Genomic DNA, 1,193 nt, shown 5'->3' with positions numbered 1-1,193 from the left:
CCATCTCTCATTGAAGTCCTGGGATACGAGGTATACAATCTTTTCAACAGCTTTCTCGTTTGGTAGGCTATTCATAGTCTTTGTTCGTTTTTTAACCTCTTTAATAGTGCGTTCTATGGTGTTAGTTGTATAAATTTGTGATTGTATTACTCTTGGATAATCATAAAACGTTAAAAGTACAGGGAGGTCTTCTTCCCATGATGAAACAACTTTTGGATATATCTTGTTCCAATTAACTTTAAATTCATTGAACTTTATAGTGGCCTCTTCTTTTGTACCAGCCCTATATATTTGTTTAAGGTCTTGTGTAATTTGTTCTTTGTCTTTCTTACGAACAGAATGAAGTACATTCCTAACTTTATGAACGACGCAGCGTTGTACATCAGCCTTGGGATACACTTCTTTTACAGCTGTTTCAAGGCCAGAAAGTCCATCGAATACAGCTAACAGTACTTCTTCAAGACCGCGATTACGAAGATCTACTAGTATTTCTTTCCATCCCAAGGAACTTTCTTTTCCACCTACATAAAATCCTACAATCTCTTTAAAACCTTCTTCTGTAATACCAACAACCATATAAATAACTTCACTATCTACGTCTTGACGACGTAATTTTATATAAGTACCATCTAGATAAAGGACGGAGTACCTTTTTTCAAGAGGTCGTTGTTGCCATTCTTCGATTTTTTTCTACAACAACATCCGTAATATTGCTTACCGTTGCGGCAGAATAAGAATCGCCAAGGATTCTTTCCATAAAGCTGCCTATTTCTCGTGTGCTAAATCCTTTATGGTACATTGTGATAATCGTTTCCCCAAGCCATTTTTCTCGTCTTTGATAGGGATCAAATAAACTAGTTTGAAAATGTCCATTCCGATCTCTCGGTACTGTTAAATCCTCAATACGACCGTATCTAGTATCCAAAATACGCTCATAAAATCCGTTTTTACTATTTTTTAATTCAGGGTATTCTACCTCAAAGAAGTTTTTAAACTCCTCTTTTAAAATTAACTCCAGGTTTTCTTTAACAAAGTCTTGAACAAGTTCTTCCATTGGTTTAGAAAAGATATTATTAGTTATACTATTAGACATAGGTAAGGTACTTCCTTTCTGGTTTTTGTGGTTATTAACTAGAGGATTTACCTTACCTTTTTTATTTATACTTATTTACACAAACTATTGTACGTCATCC

1 pseudogene is annotated in these 1,193 nt (G+C 34.5%); it reads right to left on the bottom strand.

The features are described from left to right. Nucleotides 1-1,093: pseudogene (locus BN999_RS21120) on the bottom strand (IS256 family transposase); the annotation flags it as partial. Nucleotides 1,094-1,193 lie beyond the last annotated feature (100 nt).

Source organism: Paucisalibacillus globulus (assembly GCF_900184735.1).
Lineage (GTDB): Bacteria > Bacillota > Bacilli > Bacillales > Amphibacillaceae > Ornithinibacillus > Ornithinibacillus globulus_B.
The sequence above is the reverse complement of the archived record's forward strand: the minus strand, read 5'-3'. Positions and strand labels throughout refer to the sequence as shown.